Source organism: Mycolicibacterium sp. ND9-15 (genome assembly GCF_035918395.1).
In the GTDB taxonomy this organism is placed as follows: Bacteria; Actinomycetota; Actinomycetes; order Mycobacteriales; family Mycobacteriaceae; genus Mycobacterium.
Map to the genome: position 1 here is coordinate 393568 of NZ_CP142362.1, position 24238 is coordinate 417805.

At 64.9% G+C, this 24238-nt stretch carries 16 protein-coding genes and 1 pseudogene; 13 read left to right on the forward strand and 4 right to left on the reverse strand.

The genetic code is table 11. The annotated features are described in order from the left end of the window. Window positions 1–147 precede the first annotated feature (147 nt). On the reverse strand, window positions 148–735 hold the full coding sequence (locus QGN32_RS01920; protein WP_326546996.1) for a DUF2510 domain-containing protein: 588 nt from the start codon (window positions 733–735) through the stop codon (window positions 148–150). 652 nt (window positions 736–1387) lie between these two features. On the opposite strand from QGN32_RS01920, the gene QGN32_RS01925 reads away from it, so the two are divergent. Next, window positions 1388–1807, forward strand: a complete 420-nt coding sequence (locus QGN32_RS01925) for a PASTA domain-containing protein (RefSeq protein ID WP_326546997.1) — start codon at window positions 1388–1390, stop codon at window positions 1805–1807. 171 nt (window positions 1808–1978) lie between these two features. After that, window positions 1979–2779: a hypothetical protein gene (locus QGN32_RS01930; protein WP_326546998.1), complete on the forward strand. Its 801-nt coding sequence runs from the start codon at window positions 1979–1981 to the stop codon at window positions 2777–2779. A 143-nt stretch (window positions 2780–2922) separates the two neighbouring features. On the opposite strand, the gene QGN32_RS01935 is transcribed toward QGN32_RS01930, so the two are convergent. Next, window positions 2923–3582 carry a hypothetical protein gene (locus QGN32_RS01935; protein ID WP_326546999.1) on the reverse strand — a complete coding sequence of 220 codons (660 nt, stop codon included), beginning with the start codon at window positions 3580–3582 and terminating at the stop codon, window positions 2923–2925. A gap of 575 nt (window positions 3583–4157) precedes the next feature. Here QGN32_RS01935 and QGN32_RS01940 point away from each other — a divergent pair. Then, window positions 4158–4577, forward strand: coding sequence for a hypothetical protein (locus QGN32_RS01940; protein WP_326547000.1), 420 nt, complete (start codon window positions 4158–4160; stop codon window positions 4575–4577). A 4-nt stretch (window positions 4578–4581) separates the two neighbouring features. Here QGN32_RS01940 and QGN32_RS01945 read toward each other — a convergent pair whose 3' ends face one another. Then, window positions 4582–4935 (reverse strand): helix-turn-helix transcriptional regulator, encoded by a 354-nt coding sequence (locus QGN32_RS01945; RefSeq protein WP_326547001.1) that lies wholly within the window; start codon window positions 4933–4935, stop codon window positions 4582–4584. Between the two features lie 77 nt (window positions 4936–5012). Here QGN32_RS01945 and QGN32_RS01950 point away from each other — a divergent pair. From QGN32_RS01950 to QGN32_RS01975, 6 genes and pseudogenes are all read left to right on the forward strand, one after another. Beyond that, window positions 5013–5183 (forward strand): annotated as a pseudogene (locus tag QGN32_RS01950) (SRPBCC family protein); the annotation flags it as partial. A gap of 79 nt (window positions 5184–5262) precedes the next feature. Further along, complete coding sequence (locus tag QGN32_RS01955) at window positions 5263–5985, forward strand: Clp protease N-terminal domain-containing protein (RefSeq protein WP_326547002.1); 723 nt, start codon at window positions 5263–5265, stop codon at window positions 5983–5985. Window positions 5986–6026: 41 nt separating this feature from the next. Next, window positions 6027–6503 (forward strand): RNA polymerase sigma factor, encoded by a 477-nt coding sequence (locus QGN32_RS01960; RefSeq protein ID WP_326547003.1) that lies wholly within the window; start codon window positions 6027–6029, stop codon window positions 6501–6503. Then, window positions 6500–7093, forward strand: a complete 594-nt coding sequence (locus tag QGN32_RS01965; protein ID WP_326547004.1) for a methylated-DNA--[protein]-cysteine S-methyltransferase — start codon at window positions 6500–6502, stop codon at window positions 7091–7093. Before QGN32_RS01960 ends, QGN32_RS01965 begins: the two co-directional genes overlap by 4 nt. A gap of 58 nt (window positions 7094–7151) precedes the next feature. Beyond that, window positions 7152–7643 carry a hypothetical protein gene (locus QGN32_RS01970; protein WP_326547005.1) on the forward strand — a complete coding sequence of 164 codons (492 nt, stop codon included), beginning with the start codon at window positions 7152–7154 and terminating at the stop codon, window positions 7641–7643. 6 nt (window positions 7644–7649) lie between these two features. Then, the gene (locus QGN32_RS01975; protein ID WP_326547006.1) at window positions 7650–8183 is read left to right on the forward strand and encodes a GNAT family N-acetyltransferase; all 534 of its coding nucleotides are present in this window, start codon (window positions 7650–7652) and stop codon (window positions 8181–8183) included. A 22-nt stretch (window positions 8184–8205) separates the two neighbouring features. Here QGN32_RS01975 and zapE read toward each other — a convergent pair whose 3' ends face one another. Next, a complete protein-coding gene (zapE, locus tag QGN32_RS01980; protein ID WP_326547007.1) occupies window positions 8206–9237 on the reverse strand; it encodes a cell division protein ZapE in 1032 nt (343 codons plus the stop codon). Window positions 9238–9386: 149 nt separating this feature from the next. On the opposite strand from zapE, the gene QGN32_RS01985 reads away from it, so the two are divergent. From QGN32_RS01985 to QGN32_RS02000, 4 genes are all read left to right on the forward strand, one after another. Beyond that, entirely contained in the window at window positions 9387–10952 is a 1566-nt protein-coding gene (locus QGN32_RS01985; protein ID WP_326547008.1) for an alpha/beta fold hydrolase, read from the forward strand. 36 nt (window positions 10953–10988) lie between these two features. Further along, complete coding sequence (gene aftC / locus QGN32_RS01990) at window positions 10989–12278, forward strand: arabinofuranan 3-O-arabinosyltransferase (RefSeq protein WP_326547009.1); 1290 nt, start codon at window positions 10989–10991, stop codon at window positions 12276–12278. A 158-nt stretch (window positions 12279–12436) separates the two neighbouring features. Beyond that, window positions 12437–13504 (forward strand): oxidoreductase family protein, encoded by a 1068-nt coding sequence (locus tag QGN32_RS01995; protein WP_326547010.1) that lies wholly within the window; start codon window positions 12437–12439, stop codon window positions 13502–13504. Between the two features lie 2 nt (window positions 13505–13506). Next, a complete protein-coding gene (locus tag QGN32_RS02000; protein ID WP_326547011.1) occupies window positions 13507–24234 on the forward strand; it encodes a nuclear transport factor 2 family protein in 10728 nt (3575 codons plus the stop codon). Window positions 24235–24238: the final 4 nt, after the last annotated feature.

Sequence of the window (24238 nt, forward strand, 5' to 3'; positions counted from 1 at the left end):
GGTAGGGTCTGATCCATCTCACCGCCACAGCGTGACCTTTTTGTCGATTCGCTGCTGCTCGCCGATACGGCACTTTGGAATCGGCGTGCGCCGCGGCTGCGAGACCGGCTGGCGCCGCCACGACGCGGATGGAAGACCTGTATCGCGTCACAAGTTCGCCCCGTAATTCGGCGGCGGGTACCGACCGTAGATGCCCCGCGGGTCACCCTCGGCGAAGAGCTTGTCCTCATAGTCGGCGCGGTTGGCGAGAACGTCACGGCGATACTGCTCGCGAAGTTCCTGAGCCTTTCGATCCTGCGCGGACTTGTATTTCCAGAAGAAGAATCCGCCGGCGCCGACCATCGGAACCAACACGAGGAGCAACCATGGGTGCTCGATGATGTTGCCCAGCAACACCAGCCCGAGGATCACGCCTGCCACGATCAGTGGAGTCCGCGACCGAGTCCTCACGTTCACACCACCGGGGCCACCTCCGACAGCGACCGACGATCCAGACAACCCACTGAAGAGGGCGACCAGAATCCAGATCGGCAGCCACAGCCCACAGGTCAGCAACGTCAGCACAGCGTGCAGTGCATGGTTAGCTCCTCCGCCGGAAGACACCGCCACCGCCACCGCCGACGGTGCCGGCGCACTCGGTGGCGGCGTGGGCACAAAGTGCTGAGTCCACCGCCGGCCGTCGTAATAGCGCTGCCCCGGCTGGCCGCCGGGATCGGGGAACCAGCCCGCGCTCACTGCACAGACCATTTCGCGTCAGAGGTCTTAGGCCGCTTGGGGCACCACCGCCCGCTCGAGGCCGAAATTGGTGAGTCTGGTTGATGCACAGTGGTTCCCTCAGTTGGTAGTGGCCATCGCAGAGATGCCACCGCTTCCCGCGCTGCCCGTACCGGCACAAGACAGTGTTGGAGTGCCCCCGACGGCACTCCGACCCCCCACGATTACCGATACGCAGTCAACACGCCGGAGCGGTCGGCTCAGTACAGACGCTACGGAAAGACCGGACCTGAGGAATCAGGTGTTTCCCTAAGATCAGTTCGCTACCGCATTCTGTGATGATCGCCGTGCTCGGCGAGGAACGCTGGCTAACATCATCGGGCTCGTGTCGGCGTTGATGTCAATGCACATCATCGGTGAAGTCAGCAACGGGACGTCGGAGTACGCGGCTGTCCGACGGGTTTCACAGGAATGGAACCTGTGATCAGACTATCTGTTAGCGAGTCTGCCCATGGTTTCAGGAAAGCCAACCACTACAAGTCGCAGCCCCTTCATGATTCGCGCCGTCATTGCCGCCGCCACAGCGCCCGGAGCCTTTGCCGGGGCCATCGCCGAGCACTTCGAGTTATCTTGTCGGTCTCGTCGTTAATATGACGCGCATGGGGAAACAGGGGTGGATCGCAGCGATCGCAGCAGGAATCATCGCTTCAGGGTGCTCAAGCCCTCCGGCTCCACCAATGAGACAGTCACGGTGACAACGGAACGTCCGGTAGCCGACGCACCAGAACCGGCAATCTCACCGACGCCCAGCTTGCCCGTCCCTGACGGCTCGGTTGCCCCAGCAGCGCAATCCTGGACGATGCCGAACTTGATCGGCAGGAACCTGCAGGACGCCCAGGACGCTATCCAATCCCTCACAGATAACGAGGTCTTCTACTCCGGGTCTACCGACCTCACAGGTCAAGGCCGCAACCAGATCATGGATGCGAATTGGCAGGTCTGTACATCTACACCACCGCCCGGATCGACCATCACCAAAGACACCGCGATCGACTTCGGTGTGGTTCGAATAGACACCGAGGACTGTCCATGACCGAGCTGTCCCTGGCCAGACAGGCCCGACACCAACCCTGTAAATCTGTGCCACCACCATGTGTTGCCCGCCGCTCAGGCGGCTACATCGACGAACGTCGCCCCGCCGTTGTTCCGATGGCCATGTGGCGCTTAACTACGCGCGGTCCTGGACGACCAGAAGACGCGAAACATGAGTAGCAAAGGTTCGGACGACGTCGGCAAGGGTATTGCTGGGCTGATCGTTTTCGTCATCGTGCTCATCGCGTTGATTCCGAAAGAGATCTGGATTGCGCTCGGCGTTGTCGCCGGGGGTGCGATTCTGATCGGGTTCACCGCGTGGGCGACATCGGAATACAAGAAGAGCCGCGCAGCAGCGGAGGAGCGAGCACGCGCGGAGCGTGCAGCCCGTGCGGCCGCGGAGAAACGGGAACGCGAAGAGAAAGCCCGTAAAAAAAAGCAACAGCGCATCCGGGCACTGGGTAAAGAAAACGCCGCGCTCGTTGAATCTGCAATGGCTGCTGTAAGACAGGTGGGCGCATCGGAAGCTGCGCGCACCGGGTGGCTCGGTGATGTCGACTTCACTGCCGACATCCAACAAATCACGGACAACTTTCAGAAAGCACACGCTCTACGTAAAGTTGCTGACGAATTGTCCGCTCTTGACAAGCCCAGCCCGGATGATCGCAGAATCCTCGCCGAGGCGAAGACCACCGTTGCCAACCTGGAACTGGCTGCTGTCGAACGAGTTGAACTAATCGGCAAGTGCGCGACGGAGGCGCGCCTCATCGACAAATCACTCAGCGACGAGCGCAAGGACGCGCGGACTGCAGAACAACGCGCAGAACTGCATGCAAAGTTGAGCGGCTTGCTTTATGGGATTGAGGCCGCGCCAGACACCACGCCAACGGACTCGGCTGCAGATGCAGTGATGGCACGAGTCCAGGCCTACAGGGAAATCAAGAGTCAGATTCAACAAGCCCGTGACTACTAGCCTCGGCGGACGATGTCGGCTACCCTTACCCAATTTTCTGGATGCAATCGTGTTGTACAGCAGGCGATTCGGGTTCTATCTCGGTATCGCGCACCACGTCTCAAGCGTTGTTCGCTAGCAACATCAGTCGTCAACGGCCTCAATCATGTTTCTACGCCGTAGCCACCACGGAGATCCTTATGGGCGGCTTTCAAGACGCGATGGCACAGCGCCACCAGCGCCTCGACGTCAAGCTCCGACTCGTCGCCGAGTCTCTTGAGCCATGATCCTTCTTCTTCTTTGAGCTCACACCACTTGCGCTCCGCATAAATCGCCTCTTCGTCGGTCGGCGGAACGTCGCCCGCCGTCTGGACTAGTCGCCTCTTGCACGCATCCAACTGTGCGAGCGAGTAGCCGTGATCGCGGAACTGGCGGTCCCATTCGTCGAGCAATAATTCGGTGAGGTCGCGAACCGGTTCTGCGGCATAAATCATCAACTCGGCTATGCCGTCGTCGAGACCCAGGCGGATACGGAATTCGTACAGTTGCCTGATGGCCTCGGCCCGCCGTTGGCTGAGGCTCTGCTCGGCACCGACGAGTAGTTCTGCTCCGCGCTTGAGGTGGAGAGTCGCAGAGATTAGGCACTTCAGTGCGGCCTTCTTCTCCTCTCCCGCCCGCTTCTCGAAGTCCAAGACCAAAGCGTGGTCTCTTTCTTGTTGCTTGGTTCTCGCGTCGATGCGCTTCGTCCAAATTGCGACGGCGGCAGTCGACACAACACTCGCGAAACGCACCAGAGTGGTCGAGACCATGGTCGCCCAACTCATCGGGTCACGCCTCCGTGCCGTCGCAGCGCAGAGAGCTTTTTCGATATGTGCGCCCTGACGTGGTCATTTCCCACCGGCTCAGTCTGCCTGATTGAGCCGAAGCGCACGAAGGTTTAACCCAGCCGCCGATACCTATGCTTCACACCAGCCTCCTCTGCGAGAGGCGCTTCAACCGCGGTCATGGGTCCGCTCGCACGAGCCGCACGGGATGAGGGCGCGATGTTGTCCACCGATGGAGCTGTTTCCTGCGCCTGGCGCGGGCGCAGGGTCGGCGGGTGTACGACGACCGGGCGGGGCTGGCTGACCTCAACCGAGCTCTAGAAAGATGCGGGCGAGAAAGGCTGTGCCACAAAGAGATCGGCGCAGTGCCCGCTCGATGGGCTGCTCGCCACGACAGACCGGACTTCGGTAGCGGATTTCCACCATTACCGATCTCTCGACAACAGCTGAATTGACCCCGTCGACGTGCGTGCGGCATCCGCGTGCCCCCGCGTGACGGGAAAGTCCGCGGCCGTCGCGTCGTACCTACTACGATTTGCGAAGAACGACCGGTCATGACGACACGAGGGTGAGACATGATTCGCCAACTGCTCGCCGCCGCTGCGATCGCCGGCGCCGCCGTCTGCGCGGCTCCGTTCGCCTCCGCTGACGACACCGACTACCCCGACGCTCCGGGTCGCTACGCCACCGACGTCCCGGGCATGAACTACGACGCCCACCTCGCCGGTCCATGCACCAACATGGAGCGGTTCACCTTCGGCCGCGGTCCCGGCGGCGAAGTCCTGCAGTGCCGCTGGATCGAGAATCAATGGCCGCCCGTGTACACCGGCTTCTGGGTCGCCGCCTACGAACTGTTCGGCGTGCAGGAAGTCGGCTCGCCGTGCCCCAAGCCGCAGGCCGCTGCGCAGTCACCCGACGGCCGACCCATGCTGTGCCTAGGAGCGCGAGGATGGCAACCCGGCTTCTTCACGCGCGAGGGCTTCTTCCCGAGATAAGCGCTCAGGAGCGCAACGTCTCGCTCGGGGCGGTCCCGAAGGTGCGCTTGTAAACGTCGCTGAATCGGCCCGCATGGCTGAATCCCCATCGACCGGCGATCGCCATCACGGTGTCGCTGCGGGGGTCCGCAGTTTGCAGTTCGCGATGCGCGCAATCGAGCCTCACCAGTCGCAGATACTCCAGCGGAGTCATGCCGAGGTGTCGGCGAAACGCATACTGCACGGAGCGCGGCGTCACATTGACGGCATCGGCAATATCTCCGAGTGTTATTTCCCTGTGCGCGTTCTCGTTGATGAACGCGATCGCTCGGCGCAGCACTGCGGACCGGACGCGGGCGGGATCGACGTGGTGGCGCATAACAATCCGCCGGGTACCCCGGCAGCAATGACCAAAACTGCTTTCCCCAGGTTTCGTAACCAGGGCATGATTTGCTGATGACCGACCGCGTCGAAGTGCATCGCACCATCGCCGCGCCATCCGACATCTTCGCCGTGCTGGCTGACCCGCAAGGCCACGTCGCGATCGACGCCACCGGAATGCTGCAGGACGCCGACGGCGATCGGCTCCGCGCCGCCGGCGACAGTTTCGTCGTCCACATTACTCGACCGCACGGTCAAACGGGGCTACCAGCGACCGTCAACCAACGGTTGACGCACCCGTGGTGGTCAACCTAGGGTTGACGCCATGACGAAGCCCGCCGAAATCGCCAACCCGGTCCGGCTCGACGACCTGATCGACGTCATCAAAACCGTGCACTCCGAGCCCCTCGACCAGCTCACCGACGCGGTGCTGGCCGCCGAGTCCCTCAGCGAGATCGCCGACCACCTCATCGGCCACTTTGTCGACCAAGCCCGCCGCTCGGGGGCGTCGTGGACCGAGATCGGCAAGTGCATGGGCGTCACCAAGCAGGCCGCCCAGAAGCGCTTCGTCGCCAAGACACCCGCCGGTGTCGATCTCCTCGACCCCGACGCGGGGTTCGGCCGATTCACCCCGCGCGCACGCAACGTCGTGGTGGAAGCCCAGAACCTCGCCCACGCCGCCGGCAACCGTGAAATCAGCTCCGATCACCTACTGCTGGCGTTGTTCAAGGATTCCAACAATCTGGCCGCCAAGCTTTTGGCCGCCCAGGGTGTGGACTTCGACGCCGCGTCGAAGGTCGTGTCACTGCCGGAGCGGAGCGACGGTCAGCTTCCCGCGCTGATTCCCTTCGCCGGCGCCGCGAAGAAGACGCTCGAACTCACGTTTCGACAAGCACTTCGATTGGGGCACAACTACGTCGGAACCGAGCACATCCTGCTCGCGCTGTGGGAGGCCGAGAACGACGACGGCCCTCTGCACCGCGCCGGCGTCGACAAGGACCGCTTCGCAACCGACCTCCTCTCCGCGCTGCAAGTCTTCACCGACTGATCTCACACCGGTGGGCCCCTCGACGTCTTCATGATGTGAGAGTGCGACCGTTCGAAGAGGTGGTGGCCCAGCACGGACCGACCGTGCTGCGGGTGTGCCGCGCGGTCGTCGGCCCCGTCGACGCCGAGGACGCCTGGTCCGAGACGTTCCTGTCCGCGCTGCGCGCCTACCCGCAGTTACCCGCCGACGCCAACGTCGAGGCGTGGCTCGTCACCATCGCCCACCGTCGCGCCGTCGACGTGGGGCGGGCCCGCTCGCGCAGGCCCGCACCCACCGCGTCGATGCCGGATCTGGCGTCGCCGCGTGCGGATCCGGCTGGCCGCGACCCCGACCTGTGGGACGCGCTGGCACGCCTGCCCACCAAACAGCGCCAGGCCGTCGCCTACCACCACATCGCCGGCCTGCCGTTCGCCGAGATCGCCGGCCTGCTCGGCAACTCCCCCGACGCCGCGCGCCGCGCCGCCGCCGACGGCATCAAGACCCTGCGCAAGATCTACCATGAGGACGAAAGCCGATGACCGCCAACCTCTTCGACGACCTGCAGCCCGACGCCGAAACGCTCGAGCGGTTGCACCGGCGGCTCGAACACGCCGCCGACGACGGCGACGTGCTCGACGTCGCGTACCGCACGTTCGACAGCCCCGTCGGCCCGCTGCTGTTGGCCGCCACCACCGTCGGATTAGTGCGCGTCGCCTTCGGCATCGAGGGCCACGACCGGGTGCTCACCCGGCTGGCGGAGGTGGTCAGCCCGCGCATCCTGAAGGCTCCCGACCGGCTGGACACCGTCGCACGGCAACTCGACGAGTACTTCGCCAAGCGCCGCACGGCCTTCGAGGTGCCGGTCGACCTGCGACTTGCCGCGGGCTTCCGGCGCAGCGTCATCGACCACCTGCGCGACATCGGCTACGGGCGACGCGAGAGCTACGCGAACGTCGCCGCCGCCGTCGGCAACCCGCGCGCCGTGCGGGCAGTGGGAACCGCATGCGCGCACAATCCGCTGCCCGTCGTGATCCCATGCCACCGCGTCGTACGCTCCGACGGATCGCCCGGACGGTACGTCGGCGGCCCGCAGGCGAAGGCGGCCCTGTTGAGCCTCGAGGCCGCGTAAGGGGCGTCCTGACCTGGAAGCGGCTGTAACACGTTTCAGTTTGTGCGATCATGCGGGGATGCGTCGCTGGTTCGTGCTCCTCGTCGCCGCGATGGCGACGGTCGCCGGGATAGTCGCTGCGCCTGCATCGGCGGTGACCGCCCCGATCGGCAGGCTCGGCGACACGTTGCAGGTGAAGTTCAAGGGTTTGGTCGCCGACATCACCGTGCACAGCGTCGATCCGTCCCCCATTCCGCCCGGCTTCGGCTATCCCCCGCGGCCTCCGCGTCAGCAGGTGTGGCGGGCCTGGGTGACGGTCCATTCCATCCAGGTGCCGACGCCGTATGCCCAGTCGATCACCTACAGCTTCCGTGGCGTGACGGCCACTGGCGACAGCTACGAACCGCGCAACACCGACGCTGCGGACGCGCTGCAACCCGCGCTGAACAATGCACCCGCCGGGTCCACGGTCAGCGGTGCGGTGTTCTGGGACTGCTACCGCGACCTGGTGTCCAACGTGGTGCTGCTCGACAGGATCACCGGCGAACACCTGGCTCAGTGGAACGTGTAGTCGCCGTTGGGTATTGACGTCACGGCGGCCGTCGAGGCCGATGTGGCCGAACTCGCCGACGTCGCCGGCCGTACCTTTCCTCTCGCCTGCCCTCCGGCGGCGACCCCGGGCGACGTCGCGGCGTTCATCGACGAGAACCTGTCGCAAGCCCGCTTCCGTCAGTACCTCGTCGACCCCGATCGGGTGGTGCTCGTCGCGCGCGACGCCGACGGGTCGATCACCGGCTACGCCATGCTGATTCGCGGTGTGCCCGACGAGCCAGACGTCCAGCGCGCCGTCGAACTGCGCCCGGCTCTCGAGGTCTCGAAGATCTACGTGCTGCCCGAGCACCACGGCACCGGCGCGGCGGGGGCGCTGATGACCTCAGCGGTGCAGAAGGCCGCCGACCTCGGCGCGCGAGTGGTCTGGCTCGGCGTCAACCAGCAGAACCTTCGCGCGCAGCGGTTCTACGCCAAGCACGGTTTCGCGGTCAGCGGCACCAAGACCTTTCGGTTGGGCGCGGCCGTCGAGAACGACTACGTGATGGCGCGGGCGTTATAGCGCTACAGCCCGATCGAGACTTTCATCGTCCGCTCCATGTGCCTTCCCGCGAGAGCGCAAGCAACCGCGACGTCGCGCGCAGATACTTCTTGCGAAATCCACCGGCCAGCATCTCTTCGCTGAAGATGGTGTCCAGCTTGGCGCCCGACGCCACCACCGCGGTCCCCGCGTCATACAACCGGTCGGTCAGCGACACCAGGCGCAGCGCAACATTCTGGTCCTCGATCGTGTGCACGCCGGTGACAAAGACCGCGGTGACACCCTCGATCAGCGTCAGGTAGCGCGACGGGTGCATGGTGGCCAGATGTGCGCACAGCGCGTCGAAGTCGTCGAGCGTCGCGCCGGACGCCCGCGCGGCGCGTGAGCTGACCTCGGCGTCGCTCAGCGGCTCCGGCGCGGGCGGGAGGTCACGGTGGCGGTAGTCGGGCCCGTCGATGCGCACCGTCTCGAAAATAGCTGCCAGAGTGTGGATCTCACGCAGAAAATCCTGCGCGGCGAACCGGCCCTCCCCCAGTTGCTCGGGCAGCGTGTTTGACGTCGCCGCGATCGACACCCCACGTTCGACCAGTTGCGACAGCAGCCGCGAGATCAGCGTGGTGTTGCCCGGGTCGTCGAGTTCGAACTCGTCGATGCAGACCACGACGTAGTCGGCCAGCAAATCGATGCACTCGGCGAACCCGAAAACGCTTGCCAGTTGCGTCAACTCACCGAAGGTCGCGAACGCCTTCGGCTCCGGCAGCCGGTAGTACGACGAGGCCAACAGATGCGTCTTACCGACACCGAAACCGCCGTCGAGATAGAGCCCGACGCCGGGCAACACCTCACGGCGACCGAACAGTTTCTTCTTCCCCGACCGCCGTTGCGCGGCCTGTTCGCAGAACCGCGCACATGACCGCAAGGCCGCGGCCTGCGACGGCTCGGCAGGGTCGGGGAGGTAGGTGCCGAAGCTCACGTCGGAGAACGTGGGCGGCGGGACGAGCTGGGCGATCAACTTATCCGGTGTGACGTCGGGGTGGCGGTCGACCAGATGCTGCACCGCGGCCGACCCGTCCATGCAGGGCACCTTATCGGCGTGCTGCAATCGTCTTCATGCCAGTCAGAGGCTCGGCGGGTCCGGTGACCGCAGCGTCTTCAAGCAGATGCGCTAGCTGTGCACCCGCTACGTCCGGCTCGGCTGAACCGCGCATCAGTACTGTGGTCGACATGCATCGGCGTCGTCAGCTGATCCGGCTCCTGAGCCTGGCAACCGTCGCGGCGTTCGTCGCGGCGTGTTCCCCGGGCCTGGCCGCCAATCCCCGCTTCGCCACCGACTCCGGCGCGGGCCCGCAGGGCGAGCCGGAAACCACCAAGGCCGCCGAAGGTCCGCCGGCCGTCGAGGCGCCGAAAAACGACTTGGCCTGGCGGGACTGCACATCACGCGCGTTCAGTGACGCCGCCGTGCCCGCAGTGCCCGGGGTGACCCTGGACTGCGCAACTTACGACGCCGACCTCGACCCGATCAACGGTGCGTCCGGGTCGGTCAGCATCGGTGTGGTGCGGGCCCGCGGTCCGCAGACCCCGGAGGACGCCGGTCCGCTGGTGATGACGACCGGCACGGACCTGCCGTCGTCGGTGCAGCTGCCGGTGTGGCTGTCGCGAGCCGGTGCCGACGTGCTCAACACCCACCCGATAGTGGCCGTCGACCGACGCGGCATCGGCATGTCCGGGGCGCTGGACTGCCGTGACCTGTTCGACCGGCAGGAGATGCTCGATCAGGCGCAGTTCCAGTCCGGCGACGACCCCGTGGCGAACCTGGGTGCGATCGTGCAGACCGCGACCACCAGCTGTACCGACACCATCGCTCCCGGTGATTCGGCCTACTCCAACTCGCACGCTGCCGAAGACATCGAGCGACTGCGCAGCACCTGGGACGTGCCGGCGCTCGCACTGCTGGGGGTCGGAAACGGAGCGCAGGTGGCGCTCGCCTATGCCGGATCGCATCCCAACAAGGTCGCGCGGCTGGTGCTCGACTCCCCGCTGCCGCTGGGGATCGCCGCCGAAGCCGCGATGGAGCAGCGGGTCAAGGGCGAGCAGGCTTCGCTGGACGCCTGGGCCGCGCAGTGCGCGGCGACCAACTGCGTACTGGGCCCCGATCCCAAGGGCGCGGTCGACGCGCTGCTGTCGGCGGCGCGCCAAGGCCGGGGGCCCAACGGCGCGGCGGTCGCGACCGTAGCCAACGCGATCTCCACCGCACTGGCCTACCCGCGCGGGGACCGGGTCGAGGCAGGCAACGCCCTGGCCGCGGCCGTGGCCGCCGCCCAGTCCGGGGACGCTGTTCCGTTCACCGATCTGATCAACCGGGCCAAGGACCTGCGCGACAGCGACGGTCAGTTCGTCAACGGCTGCAGCGACTCGCTGAACCGGCCGACTCCGAACCGGGTGCGCGAACTCGTCGTCGCGTGGAACAAGCTGTACCCGCAGTTCGGCACCATCGGCGCACTGAGTCTCGTCGACTGCCTGAACTGGCCCAGCGGGTCCGCGCCCGAGGAACCGAAGAACCTCAAGATTCCCGTGCTGCTGCTGGGCACCCAGAACGACCCGATCGTCGGCAACGAAGGCGTCGCAGCGGTCGCGGCCACGGTGATCAACGCCGGGTCGGCCAGCAAGCGGGTGATGTGGCAGGGCATCGGGCACGGCGCCTCGATCTACTCGCCGTGCGCGCTGCCACCGGTGATCGGCTACCTCGGCAGCGGTGAACTGCCGGAGACCGACACGTTCTGCCCCGCCTGACGCCTGACGTCGACAGGGGTCGGGTACCGTGCGGTCGTGCGTGATCTTGTGACCGCTCCGTTCCGGCCTCGAACCTACCCACCCAGCGTGGCGCATTTGTTGAAACTGATTCTGTGGCCGCTGGCGATCCTGTTCATCATTCACCGCAGTTACGTCCTGGCCACCAACGGCTACATCACCGACGACTACGGACCCGTGTACCGGGCGGTCGTCAATTTCAAGATGGGCTGGGATATCTACAACGAGCACTTCAACCACGTCGACCCGCATTACCTCTATCCGCCGGGCGGCACGCTGTTGATGGCGCCGTTCGGTTATCTGCCCGTCGACGCGTCGCGGTACTGGTTCATCACGTTCAACACGATCGCGATCGTGTTGGCCGCCTACTTCCTGGTGCGCCTGTTCGGCTACGGCTTCGGTTCGGTCGCGCTGCCCGCGCTGCTGGCGGCGATGTTCTGCACCGAAAGCGTGATCAACACACTGGTTTTCGGCAACATCAACGGCTGCATCCTGCTGGCGGAGGTGCTGTTCTTCCGGTGGCTGCTAGACGGGAAACGCAACCACGAATGGCTCGCGGGTGTGGCGATCGGGTTGACATTGGTGGTCAAACCGCTGCTGGCCCCGCTGTTGTTGCTGCCGCTGGTGAACCGCCAATGGCGTGCGCTGGTTGCCGCAATCGCCGTTCCGCTGGTGTTCAACGCGGCGGCATGGCCGTTGATCAGCGACCCGATGAATTTTGTGACACGCACGGTGCCCTACATCTTCACCACGCGCGACTACTTCAACAGCTCGATCGCCGGCAACGGCCTCTACTATGGCTTGCCGACGTGGTTGATCCTGTTGTTGCGCATCGCTTTTGCGATTATCGCGGTGATCTCGCTGTGGCTGCTGTACAAGTACTACCGGACCCGTGACCCGCTGTTCTGGATGACGACGTCGTCGGGCGTGCTGCTGATCACCTCGTTCCTGGTGCTGTCGCTGGGGCAGGGCTACTACTCGATGATGCTTTTCCCGTTCCTGATGACGGTGGTGCTGAAGAACTCGGTGCTTCGCAATTGGCCTGCGTGGGTGGCGATCTACGGGTTCATGAGCGCCGACCGCTGGCTGCTCGGGCACTGGCCGACGACCGGCCGCTTCCTCGAGTACATGAAGTTCACCTACGGTTGGGGCTTGATGCTCGTCGTCGTGTTTTCGGTGCTGTACTTCCGCTATCTGGATGCCAAGGCAGAGGGCCGTCTCGACGACGGGATCGATCCGACGTGGCTGAAGAAGGTCGAGCCCGCCCCGTCTGAGCCGGCGAAACCGGTCGGGCCGCCGATCAGTTGACGCCAAGCGGCCGCGAAAGTGCACCCAGGGTCGTGATCGGTCGCCGCTCACAGCCCTGACTGCACTTTCGGCGCTCCGGCAACTGCATTAACACTGCTGACAGGCCATTGATCTCGTACGATTAATTCGCTCACGGGGGTCCACTGGGGAGGCGCAACATGCCGACAATCCCGGTGGACCCGCGGTGTATCACCCCGGACTGGCTCAGCGAGGTCCTCGAGGCCGACGTGCGGGCCTGCAAGCTCGAGCAGATCGGCATCGGCGTCGGCCTGCTGGGTCGCCTGTACCGGGTTCATCTCGAGGGCGGCCCTGGCACGCCCGCCACCGTCGTCGTCAAACTACCGACCGCAGATATGTCGGCCCGGACGGCGATCTGCGAGCCCGGCAACTTCTACCTGCGCGAAATCCGCTTCTACCAGGAAATCGGCCTGGCCAACCCGCTGCCGCCGGCGCGCCCGTATTTCGCCGCCTTCGACGAAGTGACGCACGATTTCGTGCTGGTGCTCGAAGATCTCGGGCGGCTGCGCAACGCCGATCAGACCGTCGGCTGCAGCGTCGCGGATGCCGAAACCCTTATCGATGCCATCGCCGGCCATCACGCGTACTGGTGGGACAACGACCGACTGGCATCGCTGACATGGCTGACTCCAATGAACGTCCCGCCGCTGTCCGACGTCATCATCACGAACTTCAAGGCTGCCTGGCCGGTATTCCTCGAGCGCATCGGCTCCGACATGTCCCCCGCCATGCGGGACTTCGGCGAGAGGTTCCCCTCGGCGATGCAGTGGTTCCTGGATGAGTTCGTGCGGCCGCCCGCGACGTACGTGCACGGTGATCTGCGACTGGACCAACTGTTCTTCCCCATCGGCCCCGACGACCCGCCGCTGACCGCGCTGGATTGGCAGATCGGCGCGAAGGGTCGTGGCGCCTACGACATCGGCTACTTCCTGAGTCAGAGCCTTACGGCCGAGACACGGCGTCGCTGTGAAAGCGAGCTACTCGAGCGGTACACCGAGCGCCTGGCCGAACATGGAATCGTTTACCCCCGAGAACAACTGCGGCACGACTACCGGCTCGCCATCGCGTGGTGCTTCGCCTACCCCGTCCTCGGTGCAGGCAGCCTGGACATCGCCAACGACCGCCAGCTGGAACTGCTTCGCACGATGTTGAGCGGCGCCACGGCGGCGATCGAGGACCACGACGCCTTGTCACTGAGGCCCGACTGACCATGGCCGAGAACCGCCGCGCCTGCAGTTCCTGCAAAACGCCGAATGAAGAGGACGCCCGCTTCTGCGAAGGCTGTGGCGCATCGCTTGCCCGGGTCTGCGCGACCTGCGGTGTCGAGGCCAGCGCAACCGCACGGTTCTGCCGTGGCTGTGGCACAGCACTTGACGGTCAGCTCTCCGCGAAGGACGGCCCCGTCGCGGCCGCGGTGCGCAAGACGGTCACGGTGATGTTCGCCGACCTGGCCGGCTCGACCAGCTTCGAGGAGAAGGTCGACGTCGAGACCGCCCGCGAGGTGATCGGCCGCTACCACGACCTGCTGCGGTCGGTCGCGCAACGCCACCGGGCGGGCATGACCAAGTACATCGGCGACGGGTTCATGGCCGTCTGGGGTGTCCCTGAAATCGGACCCGACGACGCCCCGCACGCCGTCGAGGCGGCGGTCGCGCTCCAGGAGCACTTCGTCGAACTCGCCGCCGAGGTCGCCGGGACACACGGCGTCGAACTCGCACTGCGAGTGGCGGTCAACACCGGTGAGGTCGTGGTCGGCGCGGATGACGCCGACCTCGTCGGCGACGCGCTCAACGTCGGGGCGCGCCTCGAGGCCGAGTGTCCACGCGGCCGCGTCGTGGTCGGCGAGGAGACGTGGCGCGCTACGCGCAACCGGTACGGCTACGAGTCACTCGGCCAGGTGCAGGTGAAGGGCCGCACCGCGCCGGTGGCGGTGTACCAGTGGGTCGGCCACCAATCGGAGCCCGCCGACGCCGCCCCGTTTGTGGGGCGCGACGAAGAGTTCTGCCGGCTGCAGTCCGTCCTCGACGACGCGGTCGAATCCCACCAACCCCGATTGGTGACGGTCATCGGTGACCCCGGCGTCGGCAAGAGCCGGTTAGCAGCCGAATTCACTGCAGCACAGGCTAATACCCGTGTTGTAGATGCTCGATGCGTCATCGAAGCATCCGTTGCACTGGCCCCGATCATCGAAGTGCTGCGTGCCCACGACCTCGAAAGCGATCTTCCCGCCGCCATTTCCGAGCGGGATCGGTTGCTTCGCGCCCTCACCGGCCTCGTGTCGGGAGATGCGGGATCCGTCGAGGAAAACTTCTGGGCGTTACGACGGTTCGTCGAAGTCCTCGCGGCCGACCAACCCGTTGTGCTGGTGCTTGACGACATCCAGTGGGCGGATACCCTGCTGCTGGACTTCATTGAACACCTCATGGAATGGCTGCGCGGCGTACCGGTCCTGGTGTTGGCACTCGCCCGGCCCGAACTGCGCGAGTCAAGACCAGATCTGGTCACCGTCAGTCGATGGGTGTCGGAGGCAGTGCACCTCGGCGGGCTCAACGCCGGATCCACCGCCGAACTCGCCTCCAAAGTGCTGGGCGCGGCGCGGCTTCCCGACGAGCTGCTGCGCCGACTCCCCTCGTCCACCGGAGGCAATCCCCTGTTTGTGCGGGAACTGATCGGAATGCTCGCGCACGACGGGGTGCTCGTCGAGCGGCCGGCTGGCTGGCGACTCACGATCGACGTCGACGCGATTGCCATCCCGCCCACCATTCATGCGCTGCTGGCGTCGAGACTGGAGCGGCTGGAGCCGACCGATCGACGTGTCCTCGAGATCGCCTCGGTGATCGGCAGTGACTTCTCGCCGGATACGGTGCGTGCGCTTGCTGGAAGCGCAGCCCCCGGAGTTGAGTTGTCGCTCAACCGCCTTCGGCGACGCGAGTTGCTGCAACCGAGCGGGGCGTACGTCGGCGACGAGCCGGTGTGGCGCTTCCACCATTTCTTGATCCGGGACGTCGCCTATCGTCGACTGCTCAAGTCAGACCGGGCGGACCTTCACAAACGGTTGGCCGATTGGGTGGAGGCGGGCGGCCCGAGCGTGGCGTTCGATGCCGACGAGGTGGTCGCTCGGCACCTCGAAGCCGCTCACACCTACCGACTCGAACTCGGCGCCGCTGATGAGCACACAAGCGACCTGGCGTTGCGATCGGCACGTCACTATGCCGCATCGGCACGCCGTGCTCTCGACCGAGACGAACTGGTCTCCGCGGGAACGCAGGCCGCCCGCGGGGCGGCGCTTGCCATGGCCGACGCGGGCCTTCACGCCGACCTGCTGCTGACCGGCTGCGAGGCGTTCCTGTCGGCGGGCGACGTCGCCGCAGGCGCGCCGCTTGTGGACGATCTCGATCGCATTGCCGACGAAGCGCTCTCACCGTGGGCGATCTGCTACCGGTGCCAGTTCACCGTCTACACCGACCCGGCGCGGCTGCCGGAGGTCGATGATCTGCTACGGGGCGCGATCGACGAGTTCGGCCGTCGGCGTGACCACGCAGGATTGGCGAAGGCACACCGGGTCCGGGCGGGTGCGCGGGCGCGGCTGGGGCGGATCGGCGACTGTGAGACCGATCTTTTCGAGGCGCTCATCGCCGCACGGCAGAGCGGAGACCACCGGCAGATCACCGCGGCACTCGGCGCGGCACCGAACGCCGCGCTGTGGGGGCCAAGCCCGGTGCCGAAGGCCGGCGGACGTTGTCTGGACGTGGTCCGGATGCAGCGGATGACGACAGCAGCGCCGTCGCTGGAGGCGACGTCGTTGCGCTGCCTGGCCGTGCTGGAACTGCTTCGGGGACGGCCGGACAAGGCCCGGACCATGTTGGCCGACGCTCGTCAGGTGGTCGCCGATCTCGGTTTGCGGCACGGTCTGATGGAGACCGAGCTGTTCGCGGGCATCATCGAGTCGATAGAGGGCGACCCGGTCGCCGCCGAGCCGCACTTCCGAACCGCACTGGAGGGTCTCGACGCCCTCGGTGTCGGCGCCGACGCCGGCCAGGCCGCGGCGCTTCTCGCGAGATCGGTTCTCGCTCAGGGCAGAGTCGACGAAGCAGATGAGTATGCCACCAAAAGCGAGCGGCTCGCCGGCCGCAACCTCAAATCGGCGATCGCATGGCGCGCAGTGCGTGCCGAGATTCTGGCCGCACAGGGCCGCCACCATGACGCCGTGGCAATGGCACACGAAGCTGTCGAGGTCGCCGGCGGTACCGACCTGGTGCTCGACCACGCCGATGCATGCCTGACCTTGGGCCGTGTCCTAGATGCGGCCGGGGATGCAAAGGGCGCCAATGCTGCTCGTGACAACGCCAAGGCGTTGTATGCGGCCAAGGAAGTGACGAACGCGATCACTCAGGTGAACACGCAAGTCATATCTGCATCGACGACGACAGCGAAGACAAGGCCGTCATCGCGCCTCGCGGTGAGAAACAGGGCCACTAAGACCTTCACCGCCGTTATCGAGGCGATGCAGGCTGGGGATGTCGCCGCGGCAGCGGAGCTCTTCTCAGATCGACTCGGCTATGACGACCGTCGTCGGTTGAGCGGTGACCCGATCGAGAAGCGCGCCGGAGCGCGGGCGGCATTAGAACGCCTCGGTGAGCAGTATTGCCACTTCGAGTCGCGCACGTTGGCGGCACGCGGTGAGCGTCTGGCGCTGTTACACGTGCGCTGGTCCGACGACGCCGGCAACGAGACCGCCGGGCTCATCGTGGCCGAGGTCGACGGTGACGGGCAGATCATCTACCAGGGCCGCTTCGACGAGGACTTCGATGACGCGTATCGCGAGCTGGATCGGCGCTACTACGCCGGCGAGGGTTCAGCGTTCGCCGAAAGTGGAGCCACGGGCACCGAGTGGACGCTCGCGCTGAACCGAGGCGACCTCGACAGACTGTTCAACGAACTCATGGCGCCGGATGTCTGCATCAAGAATCGTTCGCGCTCCGCCTTTCCGGATCGCTCGGGAGCGGAATACCGAACCACGCTGGAAGAGCTTGCGACGATGGTGGTCTCGTCGCGATCTTGGTGCCCGGCTATGCGGTGGTTGTCATCGAACTGCTTCGTTGCACGTTGCGAACGGGAAGCTGTCGGCACGGACGGGCAGCACTACACCTGGTTCTTCGTCATCGTGTTCGAGGTTCGCGACGGGCGGATCGCGTCGATGTGCGAATTCGAACCCGACGACGAGGATGCGGCCTTCGCCTACGCCGAAGAGCGACTATGGACGATCACGAGCAGGATGGCGGTCACGAACCGGGCCAGTGCATTAGGCGACGTCGCATGGCGGGCATTGCAGCTCCACGACGCAGAAGCCGCCGTCGGAGCGCAACGAGCACGGTTCGTGTATGACGACAGGCGGCGACTCAGCGGTGACCCCATAGCAGGTGCTGCTGAATTGCGCGAAGCCACTGATCGCATTCTCGAGCAATACCCGAATACCGAGTGGCGAACGCTGGCCGTCCGCGGTGAGCGGCTCGAATTGCGTTGGCAGCGCTTGACGGACGATGCCGGAAACGAGGCGACGACCCTAAACGTTCTCGACTACGACGAAGACGGGCAGCTCGCGTACTTCGGCCGCTTCGAAGACGACGACTTCGACAGCGCATACCGAGAACTCGAGAACCGGTACTACGCCGGTGAAGGAGCAGCGTTTGCCGAAGGTGGTGCAGTCGCGATCGCGTCCATGGCTGCGATGAACCGAGGCGACTTCGATCGGATGTTCGGCGCAGCGGGGACCCAGGATCCAAATTTCGAGAACCGTTCCCGCTCGCTCTTCCCGAACCGGTCGGCGGTCGAAGTCCGCGCTGGATTCGAGGAACTCGATGCGATGGTCGCCTCGATGCGGACATGGCTTTCGGTCGTGCGCTGGCTATCGCCGAGTGTGGCCATTGGCCGGTTCGAGCGCGAGGCCATCGGGCATGACGGCGAAATATATGCGTGGACGCGGCTCAATGTCACGGAGATCCGCGACGGTCAACTCGCCTCGATATGCCAGTTCGAACTCGACGACGAGGCGGCCGCATTCGCCTATGCCGAAGATCGGGTGCGCCTGACCACCAGTCGGCTGGCGGTGACGAACCAAGCCAGCGCGGCCGGGCTCGCCCTCGCCGCCGCCATGAATACCCGCAACATCGACGCAGCAGTCGCGGCCTACTCAGAGCGATTCGTTTACGACGATCATCGACGGTTGAGTGCATATCCAATCGAGGGTCGGGCCGCGACACGGACGGCGCTCGAGCGCGCTTGCGACCAGTACACCCACTGGGAAGCGCGCGTATTGGCCGTGCGGGGCGAGCGCCTGGTGCTGGCGGCTAATCGCCGGTCCGACGACGAAGGCAACGAGACAGTCGATCTGAACCTGGTCGAGATCGACGAGGACGGACTGATCATCTACCAAGGTCCCTTCGACGAGGACGATTTCGACGGCGCGTACCGCGAACTTGAAAATCGCTACCACGCGGGCGAAGGCGCGGCGTTCGCGGAGAACGGCCCCGCAGCGACCGAGTCGATATGTGCCTTGAACGCCGGCGATTTCGACCGGCTATTCGACCTCTTTTGGCCCGATATGCGTGTCGAGAACCGGACGCGCTTGCCCTTCCCCGACCGCTCGGTCAGTGACCTACGCGCCAGCTTCGGCGATCTTGACGCGATGCTCGATTCGTCGCGGACATGGCTGTCGGCGGTGCGCTGGCTCTCGCCGAACTGGGCTGTTTCCCGGCTGGAGCGTCAAGCTACCGGCCGAGATGGTGAAGATTACGCGTGGACACGGATTCTCGTGGTGGAGGTTCGCGATGGCCGAATCGCGTCGATGTGCGAGTTCGAGGTCGATGACGAAGAGGTGGCATTTGCCTACGCCCAAGATCGATTGCACGCGACCACCAGCCGCCTAGCAGTGACGAACCGGGCCAGTGAGACCTCCGATTCGGCGTACAGAGCGCTGCGGGCGCGCGATGTCGAAAGCATGGTTGACGCCTTCTCGCACCGGTGCTTCTTCGAGGACCGCCGACGGTTGAGCGGCAACCCGATCGAGGGGCTTGCCGGGCTCCGCACGAACATCCAGCGGCTCGTGAGGCAGTACTTCGGCTTCGAATGGCGCACGCTGGCCGTACGCGGCGAGCGCCTTGTCTTGGTCTCAAGTCACATTTCCAGCGAAGCTGGCTTTGCGACTTCGCATCTGTTGGTCTGTGAGGTCGACGATGACGGGCTCATCACATACTTGTGCACCTTCGACGAGGAGGATTTCGAAGGCGCATACCGCGAACTCGAGCGCCGATACTTCGCCGGAGAAGGGGCTGCCTTCGCCGAGGCGGGCGCCGCGGCAACCCAATCGATAATCGCCCTGAATCGTGGCGACTTCGACCGGGCTTTCGGTGAGCTCAGCTCCCCCGAGATGCGCTTCGAGAACCGCTCCCGCGTGCCCTTCCCAGCTCGCTCAGCGAGCGAGATGCGCGCCAGCTCCCGAGAACTCAGTGCCATGGTTGCCTCGTGGCGCACATGGGGGTCATCCGTCTGTTGGCTGTCCCCCACATGGGGGGTTGCCCGACTTGACCGCGAGGCGGCCGGAGCAGACGGTGAGCGATTCGCATGGACATGGCTTCAGGCGTTCGAGGTGCACAACAACCGAATCGCGTCGCTGTGCTTTTTTGACCTTGAGGATGAGGAGGCGGCTTTCGCGTACGCCGAGGAGCGGATGCGGGCGAGCAGCAGTCGGCTGGCGGTGACGAACCGGGCGAGCGCGAAGATGGACACCGCGCTTCGGGCACTGCGGGCGGGTGATCCCGACGGGATCGTCGCCGAGTTCTCCGACTCGTTCGTGTACGAGGATCAGCGGCGGCTGAAAGGCAATCCGGTCCACGGCATTGCCGAGTATCGGGCATCCGCGGCTCTAGCCATCGAGCAGTACGACCGTTTTGAGTGGCGCACAGTGGCGGTGCGGGGCGAGCGTCTGGCTCTGATTTGGAGCCGGATGTCGAATGACGACGGCTTTGAGTCAACCCATCTGCACGTTCAAGAGGTGGATTATGACGGCGGAATGCTCTACGAGGCCCGCTTCGACGAGGACGACTTCGAGGGCGCGTACTGCGAACTGGATCGGCGCTACTTCGCGGGTGAGGGCGCGGCATTCGCCGAAGGCGGTCCGACTCTCACCAATTACATCACTGCTTTGAACCGCGGCGAGCTCGAGCGCGCCTTCGTCGAATCCGCCGCTCCCGGAACACAGATCGAAAGCCGATCCCGCTCGGTGTTCGGCGACCGTTCAGTCGGCGAGCTCCACGAGAGCGTGGAGCAACTGAGCGGGTTGGTCGCTTCGCAGCGGACATGGCACTCCGTGGTGCACTGGTTGTCACCTAACTGGGTGGTGATCCGCGGAGAGCGCGAAGCTGTCGGCAACGACGGGGAGCGCTACGCATGGACGCAGGTCTATGTGATCGAAATCCGGAATTCGCAAGCAGCATCCCTGTGCGAGTTCGAGATTGAGGACGAAGAGGTAGCGCTCGCCTACGCCGAAGAGCGCATGCGTGCGGGTCCACGTCGGCTGACCGTGGCGAACCGGGCCAGCCAGGCCGCGGATGCCGCCTACAACGCGCTGCGGGCACGCGACGTCGAAGGCATGGTCGCGAACTTCTCGGACCGCTGCCTGTTCGAGGATCGACGGCGGTTGAGTGGCAACCCGATCGAGGGGCTTGCCGGGCTCCGCGCGAACATTCAGCGGCTCGTGACGCAGTACGTCCGCTTCGAATCGCGCACCCTGGCAGTTCGCGGCGAGCGCCTTGTCCTGGTCTCGAGCCACGTTTCCAGCGAAGCCGGCTTCGAGACTTCGCACCTGTTCGTCTGCGAAGTCGGCGCCGACGGGCTCTTTACGTACCAGTGCACCTACGACGAGGAGGATTTCGAAGGCGCATACCGCGAACTCGAGCGCCGTTATTTCGCCGGAGAAGGAACTGTTTACGCCGAGGCGGGCGCCAGAACGACCGACTTCGTCCTGGCGATGGGCCAGGGCGACCCCGAAGAGTTGTCCACTGCGCTCTCGACGCCCGGCTTGCGTGTGGAGAACCGGTCACGCTCGGCCTTCGGTGACCGCTCGGCGGCCGAATTCCTCTCCAGTTTCGAACAGCTCAACGCGATGGTCGCTTCGGTGCGGACATATCAGTCGGCGGTCTGTTGGCTGTCGCCGACACTGCTTGTCGGCCGGTTCGAGCGCGAAGCCGTCGGGCATGGCGGTGAGCAGTACACCTGGACCCACCTTCACGTTGTCGAAGTCGCGGCTGGGCGGCTCACGGCAGCCTGCATCTTCGATGAAGACGACGAGGCAGGCGCGTTCGCCTACGCCGAGGAGCGCATGCGAGCACCAAGCCGACTGGCCGTCGCCAACCGGTCCTCCGAGGTGGCACATGCCATCACACGTGCGCTACGAGACCGCGACGTGGACGCCATCATGCGGTGTTTCTCCGACAACCTTGTCTACGACGACCATCGGCAGCTCGGGGGCGATCCCATTCGGGGAAACGACCAGTTCCGCACCGCGTGGGAGCGAATCCTCGGGCAATACAGTAAGTTTGATTGGCGCATCCTCGCGGTGCGGGGCGACCGGCTGAACCTGCACTGGACCCGTTGGTCGGATCAGGCGGGCAACACCACAGCACATTTGCATGTGCTGGAGCTCGACGACGACGGACTGCTCGCGTACGCGGCTCGGTTCGACGAGGACGACTTCGAGAGTGCCTACCGCACGCTGTCGGAACGGTATTATGGCGGCGAGGGTGCGCCTTTCCTCGAAGGCGGAACTGTGGGAACAGAATTCACCATGGCGTGCCACAGAGGTGACTTCGACCGGATGCTCGGCGAGCTGAGCGCACCCGGGCTGCGATTCGAGAACCGGTCCCACTCCGTCATCTTAGATCGCTCGGTCGACGAGTTTCGAACCAGCGTCGAAGAGCTGTCGTCGATGTTGTCGTCGGCTCAAACGTGGAATTCGGTCGAGCAATGGCTGTCTCCGGGTTGCTGCCTCACTCGTTTCGAGCGAGAAGCCGTCGGCCAGGACGGCGAGCAATACAGGTGGACATGGATCTACATCACCGAGATCCGCAACGGGCAAGTCGTGTCGTCGTGCAAGTTCGATCTCGAAGACGAGGACGCGGCCTTCGCTTACGCCGAGGAGCGAGCGCAGGGGACCAGCGGCCGCCTGTCGCCGGTGTGTCGGTTCGAAGTGAACGATGAGGAGGCGGCGTTTGCGTACGCCGAGGAACAACAGCGAACGTCGTGCAGTCGCCTGGCTGTCGCCAACCGGGCGAGCCGGATCTGGAAATCGGTGGGAGAGGCGATGCAGGCCGGCGATGCCGACGGCGCAGCCGCCTTCTTCGCCGAAGAATATGTGTACGACGATCGCTGGGCCATGGCCGGAAATCCGCCCGGCGACGTCCGCGCCGCTTGCGCCGAGATTCTCGAGCAGTACTCGCTCTTCGAGGGCCAGACCCTAGCCGTGCGCGGTAGTTCGCTGCAGTTGTCGCGAACGCGCTGGGCCAACGACGCCGGATTCGAAACCAACTACCTGCACGTCATCGAAACGGACGACGACGGTCTGGTCTGTTACTACGGCCGCTTTGACGAAAACGACTTCGAAGACGCCTATCGAGAACTCGATCGGCGCTACTACACCCGCGAGGGCATGGCATCCGCCGAAGCAGGCGCGACTCAGACCGAATGGCTCGTTGCTTTGAACCGCGGGGATTTCGACCGGTTGTTCGGCGAACTCACCGCACCGGAGATGCGGTTCGAGACGCGGTCCAGCTCAGCGTTTCCCGACTCATCGATGGTAGAAGCTCGTGCGTACATCGAAGATTTCACCGCGATGGTCGCCTCTGTACGAACATGGCACTCAGCCGTCTGCTGGGTGTCGCCAACGTGTTGCGTCTGCCGTAACGAGCGCGAGGCCGTCGGCCGCGACGGCGAGCAGTACACATGGACGCGGCTCACCGTGGTCGAGTATCGGGACGGGCGCATGACGTCGGAGTGCGAGTTCGACCTCGACGACGAGGCGGGGGCCTTCGCCTACGCCGAAGAACGGGTGCGGGATACCAGCCGATTGTCCGTCAGCAATCGGGCCAAGCAGACGTGGGACGCACTCAACCGGTTGGCAAATGACCGCGACTTCGATGGTCTTGCAGCGTGCTTCTCGCCGGCGCTGGTGAATGAAGATCGGCGGCGGTGGAGCGGATACGCGATCGCTGACATGCGCACGGCCGCCGAACGCGTCGCCGAGCAGTACACCCAACTCGATATGCGGTCGCTGGCAGTGCGGGGTGACCGTCTGCACCTCGGGCGGACCCGCTACGTCAACGACTCTGGGTTCGAATCGACCGCCTTCTGGGTACACGAGGTCGATGATGACGGGCGAATCGTTTACCTGAGTCGCTTCGACGAAGACGACTTCGAGGATGCCTATCGCGAACTCGAACAGCGGTACTACGCCGGGGAGGGTGCGGCGTTCGCCGTTGCGGGTGGAACCGCGACGGACTTTGCGATCGCAGTAGCCCAGGGCGATTCCGATCGGGTGTTCAACGAGTTGATCGCCCCCGACTTCCACGTAGAGAACCGGTCGCGTTCAGTGTTGAGTGATCGCACAGCGGCGGATTTTCGCGCGGGCGTTGAAGCGCTGATGGCGATGGTCGAATCGTTGCGGACATGGAATTCAGCGGTGTGCTGGCTGTCGCCGACCTGTGGCGTCTGCCGCAATGAGCGCGAAGGCACCGGGCGAGACGGCGAGAAATATGCGTGGAGCGACCTGGAGGTGTTCGTCATCCGCGACGGACGAGTCGCGTCAGCGTGCATGTTCGAACTCGACGACGAGGAGTCGGCGTTCGCCTACGCCGAGGATCGGGTGCGTCGCGCCGAAAGTGGTTAGCTTG